This is a genomic window from Streptomyces sp. NPDC018026 (assembly GCF_044327745.1).
In the GTDB taxonomy this organism is placed as follows: domain Bacteria; phylum Actinomycetota; class Actinomycetes; order Streptomycetales; family Streptomycetaceae; genus Streptomyces; species Streptomyces rubrogriseus.
This window is the reverse complement of the sequence record NZ_JBIRFY010000001.1, coordinates 827,873-843,993: the sequence shown is the minus strand read 5'-3', so window position 1 is coordinate 843,993 and position 16,121 is coordinate 827,873. Positions and strand designations below refer to the sequence as shown.

General features: G+C 74.4%; 16 protein-coding genes. 6 read left to right on the top strand and 10 right to left on the bottom strand.

The genetic code is table 11. The features are described 5' to 3' along the window. Positions 1–97: 97 nt before the first annotated feature. Complete coding sequence (locus ACH4D3_RS03485; protein ID WP_398316629.1) at positions 98–499, bottom strand: hypothetical protein; 402 nt, start codon at positions 497–499, stop codon at positions 98–100. Between the two features lie 94 nt (positions 500–593). Here ACH4D3_RS03485 and ACH4D3_RS03480 point away from each other — a divergent pair, with 94 nt between their 5' ends. Both ACH4D3_RS03480 and ACH4D3_RS03475 read left to right on the top strand, forming a co-directional pair. Next, the gene (locus tag ACH4D3_RS03480) at positions 594–1,367 is read left to right on the top strand and encodes an MBL fold metallo-hydrolase (protein ID WP_398315855.1); all 774 of its coding nucleotides are present in this window, start codon (positions 594–596) and stop codon (positions 1,365–1,367) included. Then, positions 1,364–1,990 (top strand): DedA family protein, encoded by a 627-nt coding sequence (locus tag ACH4D3_RS03475; protein WP_127896778.1) that lies wholly within the window; start codon positions 1,364–1,366, stop codon positions 1,988–1,990. Before ACH4D3_RS03480 ends, ACH4D3_RS03475 begins: the two co-directional genes overlap by 4 nt. Positions 1,991–2,025: 35 nt before the next feature. Here ACH4D3_RS03475 and ACH4D3_RS03470 read toward each other — a convergent pair whose 3' ends face one another. The 7 genes from ACH4D3_RS03470 to ACH4D3_RS03440 form a co-directional block, all read right to left on the bottom strand. After that, positions 2,026–3,054, bottom strand: a complete 1,029-nt coding sequence (locus tag ACH4D3_RS03470; RefSeq protein ID WP_398315853.1) for an MBL fold metallo-hydrolase — start codon at positions 3,052–3,054, stop codon at positions 2,026–2,028. Beyond that, the gene (locus tag ACH4D3_RS03465) at positions 3,051–4,364 is read right to left on the bottom strand and encodes an aminotransferase class I/II-fold pyridoxal phosphate-dependent enzyme (RefSeq protein ID WP_398315851.1); all 1,314 of its coding nucleotides are present in this window, start codon (positions 4,362–4,364) and stop codon (positions 3,051–3,053) included. Before ACH4D3_RS03465 ends, ACH4D3_RS03470 begins: the two co-directional genes overlap by 4 nt. A 215-nt stretch (positions 4,365–4,579) precedes the next feature. After that, positions 4,580–5,422, bottom strand: a complete 843-nt coding sequence (locus tag ACH4D3_RS03460) for a hypothetical protein (RefSeq protein ID WP_398315849.1) — start codon at positions 5,420–5,422, stop codon at positions 4,580–4,582. 139 nt (positions 5,423–5,561) lie between these two features. Further along, positions 5,562–6,362: an RNA polymerase sigma factor SigF gene (locus ACH4D3_RS03455; RefSeq protein ID WP_398315847.1), complete on the bottom strand. Its 801-nt coding sequence runs from the start codon at positions 6,360–6,362 to the stop codon at positions 5,562–5,564. Between the two features lie 287 nt (positions 6,363–6,649). Beyond that, entirely contained in the window at positions 6,650–7,066 is a 417-nt protein-coding gene (locus ACH4D3_RS03450) for a VOC family protein (RefSeq protein ID WP_398315845.1), read from the bottom strand. Positions 7,067–7,071: 5 nt separating this feature from the next. Further along, positions 7,072–7,539: a helix-turn-helix transcriptional regulator gene (locus ACH4D3_RS03445; RefSeq protein ID WP_398315843.1), complete on the bottom strand. Its 468-nt coding sequence runs from the start codon at positions 7,537–7,539 to the stop codon at positions 7,072–7,074. A 67-nt stretch (positions 7,540–7,606) separates the two neighbouring features. Then, positions 7,607–10,003 (bottom strand): ATP-binding cassette domain-containing protein, encoded by a 2,397-nt coding sequence (locus ACH4D3_RS03440; RefSeq protein WP_398315841.1) that lies wholly within the window; start codon positions 10,001–10,003, stop codon positions 7,607–7,609. Between the two features lie 208 nt (positions 10,004–10,211). On the opposite strand from ACH4D3_RS03440, the gene ACH4D3_RS03435 reads away from it, so the two are divergent. Both ACH4D3_RS03435 and ACH4D3_RS03430 read left to right on the top strand, forming a co-directional pair. Further along, the gene (locus ACH4D3_RS03435; protein WP_385355973.1) at positions 10,212–10,610 is read left to right on the top strand and encodes a DUF2795 domain-containing protein; all 399 of its coding nucleotides are present in this window, start codon (positions 10,212–10,214) and stop codon (positions 10,608–10,610) included. 25 nt (positions 10,611–10,635) lie between these two features. Next, positions 10,636–11,178: a type 1 glutamine amidotransferase domain-containing protein gene (locus ACH4D3_RS03430; protein ID WP_398315838.1), complete on the top strand. Its 543-nt coding sequence runs from the start codon at positions 10,636–10,638 to the stop codon at positions 11,176–11,178. A gap of 117 nt (positions 11,179–11,295) precedes the next feature. Here the strand turns inward: ACH4D3_RS03430 and ACH4D3_RS03425 are convergent, their stop codons facing one another. Beyond that, positions 11,296–11,574 carry a DUF6158 family protein gene (locus ACH4D3_RS03425; RefSeq protein ID WP_388516592.1) on the bottom strand — a complete coding sequence of 93 codons (279 nt, stop codon included), beginning with the start codon at positions 11,572–11,574 and terminating at the stop codon, positions 11,296–11,298. Between the two features lie 62 nt (positions 11,575–11,636). Between ACH4D3_RS03425 and ACH4D3_RS03420 the strand changes: the two genes are divergently transcribed. Beyond that, complete coding sequence (locus ACH4D3_RS03420) at positions 11,637–12,758, top strand: Vms1/Ankzf1 family peptidyl-tRNA hydrolase (protein ID WP_398315836.1); 1,122 nt, start codon at positions 11,637–11,639, stop codon at positions 12,756–12,758. Positions 12,759–12,808: 50 nt separating this feature from the next. Here ACH4D3_RS03420 and ACH4D3_RS03415 read toward each other — a convergent pair whose 3' ends face one another. Beyond that, a complete protein-coding gene (locus tag ACH4D3_RS03415) occupies positions 12,809–14,428 on the bottom strand; it encodes an ABC-F family ATP-binding cassette domain-containing protein (protein WP_398315834.1) in 1,620 nt (539 codons plus the stop codon). A gap of 123 nt (positions 14,429–14,551) precedes the next feature. Here ACH4D3_RS03415 and ACH4D3_RS03410 point away from each other — a divergent pair, with 123 nt between their 5' ends. Next, the gene (locus tag ACH4D3_RS03410; protein ID WP_398315832.1) at positions 14,552–16,057 is read left to right on the top strand and encodes a bifunctional phosphatase PAP2/diacylglycerol kinase family protein; all 1,506 of its coding nucleotides are present in this window, start codon (positions 14,552–14,554) and stop codon (positions 16,055–16,057) included. Positions 16,058–16,121: the final 64 nt, after the last annotated feature.

Here is a 16,121-nt window from a genome sequence, read left to right as displayed (position 1 = left end):
CCGGGCCCGTCGTCCGTGCGGGCCTTCCCCACCCTGCCACAACGCTCCGGAGTGCCCGTTTGTCCCCCCGGGTCCGGTTCACACCCCGCGGCGGCGGTCAGCGGCCGTCGTACCCGGCCGTCGGCATCGACAGTCTGCGGTGCACGCACGCCTTCATCCGGGCGTCGTAGGACGGTTCGGCGCGGCCGACGGTCTCGACGCGGACGCCGCGCCGCGCGCACTCCGCGCTGAAGTCGTCGGCGGAGGCCAGCGCGCTCTCCAGCACCCGTCGGCTGGGCGCCACGAACAGGTCGCGCCCGGGGCGCACTCCGTCCCACAGGGCGTCGTGGTCGGGCCGCAGACCGCGCACCAGCAGCTGTCTGGCGACGACGTAGCCGTGCTCCGCGGCCCAGCGGGCGCACATGGCGTGCTGGCTGCGGGAGTCGACCAGGAAGGGGTCGTCGTCCAGCTGCTCCAGTGGCGTCAGGCTCGCGATCGCCGTCACCCGCACCGGCCCCATGGTGTCCCCCCTCACCTCCCGTCACCTCCCGTTTTCGCCGCCGACCCTACTCCTGGACGTAGGCTTCGGGGAGTCGCGCGAAGGAGGCAAAGGAGTGCCGGTGGAGCTCACGTGGTGGGGTCACGCCACCTGCACGGTCGAGGATTCGGGCGTTCGCGTGCTCACCGATCCTCTGTTCGTCCGCCGGCTGGCCCATCTGCGTCGCAGGCGGGGCGCGGTGCCGCCGCCCGAGGCGTGGCGCGCGGACGTGGCGCTGGTGTCCCATCTGCACGCCGACCACCTGCATGTGCCGTCGCTCGCGCGGCTCGCGCCGGGCACGCGCCTGCTTGTGCCCCGGGGCGCACGCCGGGCGGTGCCCGGGCTGCGCCGGCTCCGGCACCTGGAGCTGACCGAGGTGGCGCCGGGTGACGAGACGACCGTCGGTGACCTGCGCATACGGGCGGTCCCCGCGCGGCACGACGGGCGGCGGCTGCCGGTCGGACGGCACCGCGCCCCCGCGCTCGGGTATGTCGTCGAGGGCGAGGGGCGGACGTACTTCGCCGGGGACACCGGCCTGTTCGACGGCATGGAGCAGGAGGTGGGGCCGGTCGACGTGGCGCTGCTGCCGGTGGGCGGCTGGGGCCCCTACCTGGGTGCGGAGCACCTGGACGCGGGGCGGGCGGCCGAGGCGCTGGCCCGGCTGGCGCCGCGCACGGCGGTGCCGGTGCACTACGGCACGTACTGGCCGATCGGGATGGACGCCGTGCGCCCCCACGAGTTCCACACGCCGGGCGAGGAGTTCGTGCGCCTGTCGGCGCTGCGCGCGCCGGGCGTGGCGGTGCACCGGCTGGGGCACGGCGAGAGTGTGCGGGTGGAGGTCGCGCGGTGAGCTGGCTGGCGGCCGCGACCCTGGACATACCGACGGAGCCGACGCAGCAGGCGCTCGGCTACCCGTCGCTGTTCCTGCTGGTCCTGATCGGCGCGCTGGTGCCGGTGGTGCCGACGGGGGCGCTGGTGAGTTCGGCGGCGGTGGTGGCGATGCACCAGACGCTGCCGTTCGCCATGCTGATGGTGTTCGCGACGGCGTCGCTGGCCGCGTTCTGCGGGGACATGGCGCTGTACTGGCTGGGCCGGCGCGGGGTGGGCTCGAAGAACGGCTCGCGCTGGCTGGAGGCGATCCGGTCCCGGGCGCCCGAGGACCGGCTGGAGCAGGCGCAGGAGAAGCTCGCCGAGCACGACGTCGCGGTGCTGGTGCTCTCCCGGCTGGTGCCGGCGGGCCGGATACCGGTGATGCTGGCCTGTCTGCTGGCCGAGTGGCCGCTGCGCCGCTTCGCCCGGGGCAACCTGCCGGCCTGTCTGGCCTGGGCGGTGACGTACCAGCTGATCGGGATCCTCAGCGGCGCCCTGTTCAGCAAGCCGTGGGAGGGTGTGGCCGCGGCGATCGCACTGACCGTGCTGGTCAGCGTGGCGCCGGGGGTGTGGCGGCGGTTCCGGGGCCCGGCGAAGGCGTAGGCCTCCGGCGGTCAGCGGGGACGGGTACGGGGGTGTCACTCCAGTACGCGGGAGGCGCCGACCGGCAGGTCCCACAGGCGTTCGCGGAGCAGGCCCGCCTGCTGCCAGGCCGCGCGGACACGGGTGAGGGGTTCCAGTACCGGCTCCGCGGAGAGCACGAACGTGCCCCAGTGCATCGGCGCCATGTGGCGCGCACCGACGTCCTGGGCGGCCCGTACCGCCTCCTCCGGGTCGCAGTGCACGTCGCTGAGCCACCAGCGGGGGTCGTAGGCGCCGATGGGGAGCAGCGCGAGGTCGATGCCGGGGTAGCGGCGGCCGATGCGGCCGAACCAGTGGCCGTATCCCGTGTCGCCGGCGAAGTAGACGCGCCGGGCGTCGGGGTCGGTGAGCACCCAGCCGCCCCACAGGCTGCGGCAGGTGTCGGTCAGGGTGCGCTTGGACCAGTGGTGGGCCGGGACGAAGTCGAACCGGACCCCGTTCAGCTCGGTCGCCTCCCACCAGTCCAGCTCGGTGACCCGGGTGAAGCGGCGGCGGTGGAACCAGCGGCCGAGCCCGGCGGGCACCAGGACGGGTGTGTCGCGCGGGAGCCTGCGCAGGGTGGGGGCGTCCAGATGGTCGTAGTGGTTGTGGCTGATGACGACGGCGTCGACGCGGGGAAGGGCGCTCCAGGGGACGCCGACGGGCGTGATCCGGGCCGGGGTACCGAGGATCCGGCGGGACCAGACCGGGTCCGTGAGCACGGTGAGGCCGCCGATCCGCACCACCCAGCTGGCGTGTCCGGCCCAGGTGACGGCGACGGTGCGCGCGTCCACCCGGGGCAGCGGGCCGGGGGCGCAGGGCAGCCGGGGGACGTCGGCGAGTCCGGCCGGGCCGGGTCTGACCGCCCCCTCGCGGGCGAATCTGGCGAAGGCCTTCAGCCCGGGCAGCGGTGCGGTCAGCCGGTCGTGGAAGGTCCGCGGCCACACCCGGTGCTCGGCCGGCGGCCGGGGGGCGGCGAGCGGCGGGTGGGCGGCGGCCTCGGCGGAGGCGGGGGTGCTCGTGGTCGACCGGGGCTGCTGCGTCATCGAGGGGGCTCCCATCGCTGAGCGTCGCGGAGACCGTCGAAGACCGACTTCAGAGCGGTCAACGCGCGTTGCACGTGTGGCAGTTCCAACGGGTCCGGGGAACGGAGGCATTCCGCGCGCCGCTCGTCGGTGCCCGCGTCGAGCAGCGGGCCGGTGGCGAGCCGGACACGCAGGGCGGGCAGGTCGTCGCCGAAGCGGTGTCCGCCGGGGGCGGGCATGCCGAGCCGGGCGGTGAGGAAGTCCTCCAGTTCCTGCGCGTCGCCGACGCCCTCGGCGCCGAGCGCGTCGCGCAGCGGGCCGAGGTCGGCGTAGAGGTGGCGCCCTGCCTGCGGGGGGCGGGCGGTGGCGCCCGAGGCGACGACGGCCGCGTGCGCGGCGGCGGCCAGGCGCGCGTGCAGGCGTACGGCGGCCGCCCGCCGTACGGTGACCGGCTCGGGTTCGCCGAGCGCGTACCCGGCCGCGGCGGCGACGGGGGCGGCGACCCGGGCGCCCAGCGCGGTGAGTACATCCAGCACGCGCGCGTGCAGTCCGTTCCCGGCGGCGGAGGCGGGGAAGCGGGCCACGGCGGCCGGCCAGGCCGGCGGGAGCAGCGCACCGGCCAGGTCGGTGACGACGGTGACCCGCTCGGGCAGCATCTCGGCGGGGCTGAGGAGCACGGTGGCGTGCGGGTCGTGCAGGGTGTCGCGCCATGTCTCGTCGCTGACCAGGTGCAGGCCCTCGCCGGTGGCGGCCTCGACGGTCTCGTGCAGCAGCTCGGGCGGCGCGACGGTGCCGGTGGGGTCGTCGGCGACGGACAGCACCAGCAGCCGGGGGTCGCCGCCCTCCGCGCGGACCCGGCGGACGGTCTCCAGGAGGGCGTACGGGTCCGGTACGCCGCCGGACTCGGCGGGCGTCGGTACGTGGAAGACGGGACGGCCCAGCAGGCGGGCGTACGGTGCCCACCAGGCGGCGCAGGGGCGGGGCACCAGGACGTCGCCGCCCAGCGCGGCGGTCAGCGCGAGGAGCAGGGCGCCCGCGCCGGGAGCGGCGGCGAGGTGACCGGGGTCGGTGGTCAGGCCGCGCCGGTCCCAGTAGCCGCTCGCCGCCTCCAGGAGGGCGGGGGCGCCGCCCGCCGGTTCACCGCGTGCGCGGCCCGCGGCGGCGGCGAGCACGGCGGACAGTTCGGGCAGCACCGGCAGGCCGTCGTCGGGGAAGTGCGGGCCGTAACGCACCGGACCGTGTCCCACGGCACCGGGTCCCGCGCCGGGGCTGCCGGCGGGGTCGTGGCCTGCGGGGTCCGTGGCCGGGCTCTCGGGGTGCGTGCGCCGCATGCCGTACCTCCGCGCCGTCCGTGCCGCCTGTCCGTGCCGTGCCCTGGTCCCGTCGGTCCCGTTTCCCGTCGGTCCCGTTTCCGCTCCCGTAGGTCCCGTTCCCGTCGGTCCTGTGCTTCGCTCGCCGCTCGTTGATCCCAGTACCCACCGTGGCACCCCGCCAAGGCTCCGGCTCCGACTGCGCGGGTCACGGCCGGGCCGGCGCCCGCGCGGGGTCAGCGTTCCCCGTCCTCCCCGCGCAGGCGCAGCCGCAGCCGGTGTGCGGCCGCCCCGCAGGCGCCCGCGATCAGGACGCCGCCCGCGACCAGGGCGGGCACCGAGTCGCCGAAGCTCCCGCCGGCACCGGCCCGCACCCCGTGCTCCGCCGTCGCACCGGCGCAGGGCGTGCCGTGCGCGGAGGTCCCCGCGCGCGGGGCGGCGGACTCCCGGCACGCGGGCTCGGCGGCCCCCGCACCGGCACCGGCGCCGCTCTCCTCCGGCACGCTCATGGTCGCGCTCCAGGGGTCTCCGCCCTCGCCGCCCGAGGCGTCCGGGCAGGCACCGTCGACGGTCCAGTCGTCGGCGGCCTCAGCGGCGTCGCCGGTCTCGGCCCGGCCCTCGGTCGCCGCGAAGTCCTCGGCGGCGGCTATGCGCGCTGTGCCGCGGTAGGCCGGCCCGGACGCCGTCCCCGCGTCGTCCGCCACCTTGCGCAGTGCGACGGTGCCCTCCTCGAAGGCCGCCGAGGTGGCGTCGAGGCTCGCGGGCGCGGATCCGCCCGTCGGACCGCACGAGACCGAGACCGTGACGGTGTCTCCGGGGGCGGCGTCCGCCGGGCTGATCCGCGCGGCGGCTTGCCCGGCAGACGGTGGCACGGCCTCTTCGGCGGACGGCGGCACAGCCTCCTCGGCGGACGGCGGCGGCACGGCGGCCGAGTCGTCGGCGGGCGGAGGGACGACGGGTTCCCCCGCGCCGGACGGGGGCGGCGGGACACCCGGGTCGGCGACGCCGGCTCCCGCGGAGAGACCGAGGGCGGCACTGGCCAGCACGGCGACGGACAGGGCGCGGGCGGTGCGGCGCATGGGGCGGGCTCCTTCGAGCGACGGCTTGCGGGGCACTGCACTCGCGCCCCTCGGCCATCACAGCCCGCCCGGCACGGCCACGCCCGTCACCGTGCTCCGTTCGCGCGAACGGAGCGGCCGGGCGGGTGAGTCCCAGGTTTCACGCCTCCGGACCCGGATCCCGCAGGACCTGCTCCCGCACCCGGTCGCAGCAGCGGGTGATCAGGCGGGAGACGTGCATCTGGGAGATGCCGAGCTGTTCGGCGATACGGCTCTGGGTCATGTCGTCGAAGAAGCGCATGTACAGGATGGCGCGCTCGCGCGGGGGCAGGGCGGCCAGCCGGTCCTTGACCGCCTCGCGGTCGACGACCGTGTCGAGGGCCGGGTCGGGGGCGCCGAGCGCGTCGCCCAGCGAGTAGCCGTCCTCGCTGCCGGGGAGTTCGGCGTCCAGGGACAGGGCGGTGAAGCTCTCCAGCGCCTCGAGCCCGACCCGGACGTCCTCCTCGCACAGGTCGGCGCGCTCGGCGATCTCGGCGACGGTGGGCCTGCGGCCCGGGATGGTCTGGGACAGGTCCTGGCCGGCGAAGCGCACGCGGTTGCGCAGTTCCTGGACCCGGCGCGGCACGTGCAGGGTCCACATGTGGTCGCGGAAGTGGCGCTTGATCTCGCCGGTGACGGTCGGTACGGCGTAGCTCTCGAAGGCGTTGCCGCGCTCGGGGTCGTACCGGTCCACGGCCTTGACCAGGCCGAGGGCCGCGACCTGGCGCAGGTCCTCGTAGCTCTCGCCGCGGCTGCGGAATCGTCCCGCCAGCCGTTCGGCCATGGGCAGCCAGGCCTCGACGATCCGGTCGCGCAGCGCGTCGCGCTCGGGACCGTCGGGGAGGGTGGCGAGCCGACGGAAGGCGTCGGCGGTGTCGGGGGCGTCGTCGTGCGGGTGCTTCACACTGGCGTGGATCGGCATGGTGCGTCGCAACTCCCTCGGAGCGCGGGGTCCCGTCGTCGCACCGGGCGGCAGCCCGGTCGGTGCGGCCCCGCGGATCGCGGCCGGAGGTTTCGGCACCTGCGGCTCGCGGGGCGGCGGCACCGTGACGACGACGGGGCCCTTGGTCGGGCGGTCACCGTGGGAGGGCGTCCGGCCCCCGGACGGACGCATCCGTGGCGGCGTCACGCCGCTCCCACGGACGTGCCTCCTGTCCGAAGCACTGACCTTGCGCATGCCCCCTGTCCCCCGCGGCAAACCCCGGCTTCTCAGCCCTTGCGCGGACGGTGCAGGCGCACCATGTTCCCGGCCGGGTCGCGGAAGGCGCAGTCGCGGACGCCGTAGGGCTGGTCGACCGGTTCCTGGAGGACCTCGGCGCCCGCCGAGCGGACGTGTTCGAAGGCGGCGTCGACGTCGTCGGTGCTGAGGATGACGCCGCGCAGGTGGCCCTTGGCCAGCAGGTCGGCCATCGCCTGCCGGTCGGCGGCCGAGGCGTTGGGGTCCGCGAGCGGGGGTTCGAGAACGATGTCCACGTCGGGCTGCGCCGGGGAGCCGAGGGTCACCCAGCGCATTCCCTCGTACCCGACGTCGCCCCGGACCTCAAGACCGAGCACGTCCCGGTAGAAGGCGAGCGCCCGGTCGTGGTCGTCGACGGCTATGAAGCACTGCGAGAGGCTGATGTCCATGTGCGTCACGCTACGGGCGGCGGCGCGGGCGTCGCTTCTCCGTTCCTGACCGACTCGCTGCTCTTCCCGGCCGGCTCGCCGTGCCTGACCGGCCGGGTGTAGACCTTGGCGACGCAGGCCGGGAGGGCGGCCCCGTCGGCGTGGTCGCGGTCCCGGTAGGCGCTCGGGCTCTCGCCGACCAGTTCGGTGAACCGCGAGCTGAACGACCCCAGCGAGGTACAGCCGACCGCGAAGCAGACCTCGGTGACGCTCATGTCGCCGCGCCGCAGCAGCGCCATGGCGCGCTCGATGCGGCGCGTCATCAGGTAGCTGTACGGCGTCTCCCCGTAGGCCGCGCGGAAGCTGCGGGAGAAGTGGCCCGCCGACATGAGGGCGACGCGCGCCAGCGCCGGCACGTCGAGCGGCTCGGCGTACTCGCGGTCCATCAGGTCGCGGGCCCGGCGCAGCCGGGCCAGATCCTCCAGCGTCGTCACCCGACCACGATCCCACAGCGCCGGACACCCCCGGTAGCGGTTCCGGCGCCGTGGGCAAAGGACACGCTCAGGCGCCGACGTAGGCGGCGAGGTGCTCGCCGGTGAGGGTGGAGCGGTCGGCGACGAGGTCGGCGGGGGTGCCCTCGAAGACGATCCGCCCGCCGTCGTGACCGGCGCCGGGGCCGAGGTCGATGATCCAGTCGGCGTGCGCCATGACGGCCTGGTGGTGCTCGATGACGATGACCGACTTGCCGGCGTCGACGAGGCGGTCGAGCAGGCCGAGCAGTTGCTCGACGTCGGCGAGGTGCAGTCCCGTGGTGGGTTCGTCCAGAACGTACACGCCGCCCTTCTCGCCCATGTGGGTGGCCAGCTTCAGGCGCTGCCGTTCGCCGCCGGAGAGGGTGGTGAGCGGCTGGCCGAGGGTGAGGTAGCCGAGGCCGACGTCGGCGAGCCGCTCAAGGATCCTGTGCGCGGCCGGGGTGCGCGCCTCCCCGGCGCCGAAGAACTCCTCCGCCCGGTCCACCGACATCGCGAGCACCTCGCTGATGTCCCGGCCGCCGAAACGGTACTCCAGTACGGCGGGCTGGAACCGCTTGCCCTCGCAGTCCTCGCAGGGGGTGGCGACGCCGGCCATCATCGCCAGGTCGGTGTAGATGACCCCGGCGCCGTTGCAGGTGGGGCAGGCGCCCTCGGAGTTGGCGCTGAACAGGGCCGGCTTCACGCCGTTGGCCTTGGCGAAGGCCTTGCGGATCGGGTCGAGCAGTCCGGTGTACGTCGCGGGGTTGCTGCGCCGCGAGCCCTTGATGGGGCTCTGGTCGACCGACACGACGTCGGCGCCCGCGCCGGCCGGGACGGAGCCGTGGATCAGCGAGCTCTTGCCGGAGCCCGCCACGCCGGTGACCACGCAGAGCACACCGAGCGGGACGTCGACGTCGACGCCCTGGAGGTTGTGCGTCCGCGCGTCGCGGATCTCCAGGGCGCCGGTGGGCTTGCGGACCGACCCCTTGAGGACGGCCCGGTCGTCGAGGTGGCGGCCGGTGACGGTGTCGGCGGCCCGCAGCTCCTCGACGGTGCCCTCGAAGCAGACGGTGCCGCCCGCGGTGCCCGCACCGGGGCCGAGGTCGACCACGTGGTCGGCGATCGCGATCGCCTCCGGCTTGTGCTCGACGACGAGGACCGTGTTGCCCTTGTCCCGCAGGCGCAGCAGCAGGTCGTTCATCCGCTGGATGTCGTGCGGGTGCAGTCCGACGGTGGGCTCGTCGAAGACGTACGTGGTGTCGGTGAGCGAGGAGCCGAGGTGGCGGATCATCTTGACGCGCTGTGCCTCGCCGCCGGACAGGGTGCCCGCCGGCCGGTCCAGCGAGAGGTAGCCGAGGCCGATCTCCACGAAGGAGTCGAGGGTGTCGCGCAGCGCGGTGAGCAGCGGCGCCACCGAGGGCTCGGCCAGGTCCCGGACCCACTCGGCGAGGTCCCGGATCTCCATCGCGCAGGCGTCGGCGATGCTGATCTTCCTGATCTTCGACGAGCGGGCGCCCTCGCTCAGCCGGGTGCCCTCGCACTCGGGACAGGTGGTGAAGGTGACGGCCCGTTCCACGAAGGCCCTGATGTGCGGCTGCATGGCCTCCTTGTCCTTGGACAGGAAGGACTTCTGGATCTTGGGGATCAGGCCCTCGTAGGTGAGGTTGACGCCGTTGACCTTCACCTTGACCGGCTCGCCGTACAGGAAGTCCCGCAGTTCCTTGTCGGTGTACTCGCGGATCGGCTTGTCCGGGTCGACGAAGCCGGACTGGGCGTACACCTGCACGGTCCACTGGCTGTCCGACTTCCAGCCGGGGATGGTGAACGCGCCCTCGGCGAGCGACTTGGAGTCGTCGTAGAGCTGGGTGAGGTCGATGTCGGAGACGGTGCCGCGGCCCTCGCAGTGGGTGCACATGCCGCCGGTGCGCTCGAAGGTCGCCCTGACCGCCTTCTTGTTGCCGCGTTCGACGGTGATCGCGCCGCTGGCCCGGACCGAGGCGGTGTTGAAGGAGTACGCGCTGGGCGGGCCGATGTGCGGCTCGCCGAGGCGGCTGAAGAGGATGCGCAGCATGGCGTTGACGTCGGTGGCGGTGCCGACGGTGGAGCGGGGGTCGGCGCCCATCCGCTGCTGGTCCACGATGATGGCGGTGGTGAGGCCGTCCAGGACGTCCACCTCGGGGCGGGCGAGGGTGGGCATGAAGCCCTGGACGAACGCGCTGTACGTCTCGTTGATCAGCCGCTGGGACTCGGCGGCGATCGTGTTGAACACCAGTGAGCTCTTGCCCGAGCCGGAGACTCCGGTGAACACGGTCAGCCGGCGCTTGGGGATGTCGATGCTGACGTCCTTGAGGTTGTTCTCGCGGGCGCCGTGCACACGGATCAGGTCGTGGCTGTCGGCGACGTGCGACCCGGGTCCCTGCGTGCCCGGCCTCTTGGCGCTGCTCATCGTGTCTCCATCTGTCGGGGGCTCGGTGAAGGTGACGCCCTCAGTGCCTCGGTGGTCACACGCTAGAGGGCGCCGGGCGGCCCGCGCTTCTCGATTACTGATCCGCTCCGGGGCCACGGAAATCGGAGCGGACCCGTCCGGATGAATCCGTGTCGGTCCGCGGTGTCCGGGTACGCGGTCGGCACCCCCTGAGGATCTGGAGGGAGACATGCAGCGAGGCAGCGACCGGATGAGCGTCCACCGCGACGACGAGATGAAGCATGAACTGCAGGGTCTGCTCAGGTCCGGGCACCCCACCCGCAGCGAGGAGTGGAACGACCCGGAGCCGGCCGCCGAGGACGATCCGGACGTCATGTACGGACCGGTGACACCGGGCCGCGGACCGACGTACCTGGAGGCCCTGCGGCTCGAACTGGCCCGGAACCTGACCCGGGGCAGCTTCCCCGCGGGACCGCGGGAACTGACCCGCACACTGCGCCGCGGCAACGCGCCGGACGCCCTCGTCGAGGAGCTGGACCGACTGCCGCACAAGGCGCGCTACGACAACGTCCAGGAGCTGGCGGTGGCCCTCACCGAGAGCGGCCGGTCCGGTCCGCAGGGCGCGTAGGCGCCGGAAGGGAAACCGAAACTCCATGCGCATCGCATTTCTGACCGCGCCCGAGGGCGTGGAGCAGGTGGAACTGACCGAGCCGTGGCGGGCGGCGAAGGACGCCGGGCACGACCCGGTGCTCGTCTCCACGCGGTCCGGCGAGGTCCAGGGCTTCGACCACCTCGACAAGGCGGACACGTTCCCCGTCGACGAGGTGGTGGGCGAGACCTCCGCCGACGCGTTCGGCGGTCTCGTCCTGCCCGGCGGGGTGGCCAATCCGGACTTCCTGCGAACGGACGGGAAGGCCGTGGCGTTCGTCAAGGACTTCTTCACGCAGGGCCGGCCGGTGGCCGCCATCTGTCACGCGCCGTGGACGCTCGTGGAGGCGGACGTGGTGGGCGGCCGCACCATGACCTCGTGGCCCAGTCTGCGCACGGATCTGCGCAACGCGGGCGCCACCTGGGTCGACGAACGGGTCGTGGTCTGCGACGCGGGCGACAACGTCCTGATCACCAGCCGCAAGCCGGACGACCTCGGGGCGTTCTGCGAGACCTACCTCGCGCAGTTCGCCAAGGCGGCCGGCTGAGGCGGGCAGCCGGCCTGAGGCGGGCAGCCGGGCTGAGGCGGGCAGCCGAGCGACGGCGACGGGCGGGCGGGCCACCGGTGACTGGATCGCCGGTGGCCCGTCCGCCCGCCGTCGCGCTCAGCCACCGGGCGCGGCGGTCTGGCCGCAGCCGCGTTCCCGGGCGCCCTCGCGGGTACGGCCGGGGGCCACCGGGCGCCGGGGGTTGCGGCGCAGCCACTCGCCCTCCAGCCGGGCCATGCGGTCGTTGTGGGCCCGCAGCGCGTCGTTCGACCCGTACAGCAGGGTGTCGTGGCGCGTGCGGTGGATGGTCTCCAGCTCTTTCATCAGCTGCTGGTCGTCCAGGCGTCCCGGGTCCACTCCGGTCATGGTGTCGTCCCGCGTGTCGTGTTCGTTCATGCGTCCCGGGTACCCGCCCCGCAGCACTACCACCCCCGAGCGGCACCCGGGAGGGCAGCCACATGGATCTCGCGTTTCTGCACCCCCTCTACGAACACCAGGGGCCCTGGGCCTCCGTCTACGTCGACCTCTCCCGGCACACGGAGGACACCCCCCACGAGCGCGAGCTGACGGCCGCCGCGGTGGCCCGGGAGCTGGCGGAGCAGGGCGCGGACGACGCCACCTGCCGGGCGGTGCGCGAGGCGGTGGACGAGCTGCGGCACGCCACCGATCCGCACGGGCGGGCCCTGTTCGCCTGTGCGGGACAGGTGGTCCTCGATCCGCCGCTGGCCCGGCCCCCGTACGGCGGGACCACCGCCGACTGGGCCCCGCTGCCGCACGTCACACCGCTGCTCGACCTGGCGGGCGAGGACCCGGTGTGCGTGGTGGCGTACATCGACCGCAAGGGTGCCGACTTCGAGCTGCGCTCCGCGCTGGGCAGCTCCGACGCGGGCGGCGTGACCGGCAGGCAGTGGCCGGTGCACCGCACGAGCAGCGCGGACTGGTCGGAGCGCCACTTCCAGCTCCGGGTGGAGAACACCTGGGAGCACAACGCGGCGGAGATCGCGGACGCGCTCGCCGTGTGCCAGGAGGAGACCGGCGCCGACCTGCTGATCCTGGTGGGTGACGACCGGGAGCGGCGCTCGGTGCACGAGCGGCTGCCCTCGCGTCTCCAGGAGCGCGTCGCCGAGGCCTCCCGCGGCGCCGGCAGCAGGCTGCTGGACGACGAGGTGGAGGGGCTGCGCGACGACCATGTCAGGGCCCGTGCCCGGGAGGACCTGGACCGGTTCCTGGCCGCCCGGTCGCCGGACGACGAGGGCCGGGCCCGCGCGGCGGAGGGCGTGCCCGCGCTGGTCGAGGCCGCCCGGGAGCACCGCATCGACGAGTTGCTGGTCATCCCGGACGCCCCCGACACGCACCGCGAGGTGTGGATCGGCGAGGACGCCGACCAGGTGGCGGTGCGCCGTACGGAGCTGAAGACGCTCGGCGAGCAGAACTCCTGGTCGGCGCGGGCGGACGACGCCCTGCTGCGGTCGGCGGTGATGACCGGCGCACCCGCGATCTCGGTGACGCCGGTGCTGCCGCCGGAGACCTCCCAGAAGGCGCCGGTGGGCGGCCTGGGAGCGCTGCTGCGCTGGAAGTGATCTCCCCGGGGCCCCGGCCCCGGCCCCGGGTCACCGGCGGAGTGCGGACGTCAGCGGGCCCGCTCCACCCGCCGTTCGTCCCAGACCGGTTCCGTCGTCTCGCGCACCCGGCCGTCGCTGCCGAAGACCAGGTACCGGTCGAAGGAGCGCGCGAACCAGCGGTCGTGGGTGACCGAGAGGACCGTGCCCTCGAAGCCCTCCAGGCCCTCCTGGAGGGCTTCGGCCGATTCCAGGTCGAGGTTGTCGGTGGGCTCGTCGAGGAGCAGCGCGGTGACGCCCTGGAGTTCCAGCAGCAGGATCTGGAAGCGGGCCTGCTGGCCGCCGGAGAGCCGGTCGAAGGCCTGCTCGGCCTGCTGGGTCAGTTCGTAGCGGCGCAGCCGGGACATGGCGGCGCCCCGGTCCTGGGCGTGCTCGGTCCACAGGATGTCCAGGAGGGGGCGGCCCAGCAGCTCGGGGTGGGCGTGGGTCTGCGCGAAGTGGCCGGGCACCACGCGCGCTCCCAGCTTCCAGTTCCCGGTGTGCGCCACGTCGTCTCCGGCCAGCAGCCGCAGGAAGTGCGACTTGCCGGAGCCGTTGGAGCCGAGGACGGCGACCCGTTCGCCGTAGAAGACCTCCAGGTCGAAGGGTTTCATCAGGCCGGTGAGTTCCAGTTGCTCGCAGGTGACGGCGCGGACGCCGGTGCGGCCGCCCTTCAGGCGCATCCTGATGTCCTGCTCGCGCGGCGGCTCGGGCGGCGGCCCGGCCTCCTCGAACTTGCGCAGCCGGGTCTGGGCCGCGCGGTAGCGGGACGCCATGTCGTGGCTGTTCTCCGCGGCCTGGCGCAGCGTCAGTACCAGCTTCTTCAACTGGGCGTGCTTCTCGTCCCAGCGGCGGCGCAGTTCCTCGAAGCGGGCGAAGCGTTCGCGGCGGGCCTCGTGGAAGGTGGTGAAGCCACCGCCGTGCACCCAGGCGTCGGCGCCCGCGGGCCCGGGCTCGACCGAGACGATCTTCTCGGCGGCGCGCGCCAGCAGTTCCCGGTCGTGGGAGACGAACAGCACGGTCTTGCGGGTCTCGGCGAGCCGCTCCTCCAGCCAGCGCTTGCCGGGCACGTCGAGGTAGTTGTCCGGCTCGTCGAGCAGCAGCACCTCGTCGGTGCCGCGCAGCAGCGCCTCCAGGACGAGGCGCTTCTGTTCACCTCCGGACAGGGTGCGCACCTGCCGCCACTGCGCCTTGTCGTACGGCATCCCCAGCGCGGCCGTGGTGCACATGTCCCACAGGGTCTCCGCCTCGTACCCCCGCGCCTCGGCCCAGTCGGAGAGCGCCTGCGCGTAGGTGAGCTGGGCGGCCTCGTCGTCCACCGTCATGATCGCGTGCTCGGCGGCGTCGACGGCGCGCGCGGCCTCGCGGATCCGGGGCGGCGCGACGGACACCAGCAGGTCGCGCACGGTGGTCTCGTCGCGTACGGAGCCCACGAACTGGCGCATCACGCCGAGGCCGCCACCGACGGCCACGGTCCCGCCGTGCGGTTTCAGCTCACCGGCCAGCAGGCGCAGCAGGGTGGTCTTGCCCGCGCCGTTGGGTCCGACGAGGGCCACGACGGCCCCCTCCCCCACCCGGAAGGAGACGTCGCCGAGGAGCGCCCTCCCGTCGGGGAGGTAGTACTCCAGGTGCGCGGCTTCGAGGTGACCCATGGGACGCGATTCTGCGGCTCCGGCCGCCTGCCGGGCAAACCCATTTCCGCCGCGGCGCCCGAGCCCCGGGCATGTGGCGCGGACCACCGGCAGGAAACGCCGTCCGCAGGGTAGGCGGGATCCATGAGTCCCGACGTAGACCTCACCGCCGCCACGCCCGGCCCGCATCCCCTCCGCAACGGTTTCCTGCGGCTGGACCAGCGGGCGTTCGAGGCCGTCGCCTCCCGCACCTGGCCGGGCGCGGACCCGCTGCTGCCCCGGTTGAGCCGCAGCGCCAATCACGGAGTGCTGTGGTTCGCGGTGGGTGCCGCCCTGGCCGCGTCGCGCACCCCGAGGGCCCGGCGCGCGGCCGCCCGGGGACTCGCCTCGCTGGGCCTGGCCTCGCTGACGATCAACACGCTGGGCAAGCGCTCGGTGCGGCGCCCCCGTCCGGTGCTGGACACGGTGCCGCTGGTCCGGCAGCTGAAGCGGCAGCCGATCACGACGTCCTTCCCCTCGGGGCACGCCGCGTCGGCCACCGCGTTCGCGACCGGGGTCGCGCTGGAGTCCCCGGCGTGGGGTGCGGCGGTGGCCCCGGTGGCCGCCGCGGTGGCCCTGTCCCGGGTCTACACCGGCGTCCACTTCCCGAGCGACGTCCTGGTCGGTGCGGCCCTCGGCGCGGGGGCCGCGTTCGCCGTACGGGGCCTGGTGCCGACCCGGGCCCAGCACACCCCACCGGCCCGGCCGCGCGCCGAGGTGCCCGCGCTGCCGGGGGGCGAGGGGCTCGTCATGGTCGCCAACGTCGGCTCGGGCACCTCGGACCGGGTGCGGGCCCTGTGCGACGCGCTGCCCGACGCGGAGGTGGTGGAGTGCGAGCCCGGGGACGTCCGGGCCGAACTCGAGAAGGCGGCCGGTCACGCCCAGGCGCTCGGCGTGTGCGGCGGCGACGGCACCGTGAACGCCGCGGCCGAGATCGCGCTCCGCCACGGCCTGCCGCTCGCGGTGCTGCCCGGCGGCACGCTCAACCACTTCGCCTACGACCTGGGCGTGGAGGACGTACGGGATCTGTGCGGGGCGCTGGAGCGGGGCGAGGGGGTGCGGGTGGACGTGGGCCGGTTCGCCTCCGGCGGGCGGCGCGGCGTCTTCCTGAACACCTTCAGCCTCGGCGTGTACCCGGAGCTGGTCAACGAGCGGGAGCGCTGGTCGCCCCGGATCGGCGGCTGGCCGGCCGGGGTGCTCGCCGCCGTGCGGGTGCTGCGCGCCGACCGGCACCCGCTGGAGGCCGAGGTGCGGGGCCGCCGGCGCCCGCTGTGGATGCTGTTCGCGGGCAACGGCACCTACCACCGCCGCGGGCTCGCCTCGGGGCGCCGGCTCGATCTGGCCGACGGACAGCTGGACGTGCGGGTGGTGCACGGGGGCCGCCGGCCCGCCCTGCGGCTGCTGTCCGCGGCCTTCGCGGGTCCGCTCACCCGCTCCCCCGCGCACGCCGCGGTCCAGGTGCGCAGGCTGCGCCTGTCGGGGGTCGCGCCGGGCACGCTGATGGCGTACGACGGCGAGCTGACCGAGACCGAGGGCGACCTCACGCTGGAGAAGCTGCCCGAGGCGCTCACGGTGTACCGGCCGCTGCCGGGCGACGGCCTGTTCTCCTGACACCGACCCCCTTTCCCTGACACCCCATCAGCCCACATGGCAAAACGACTATCTCACCATGCGA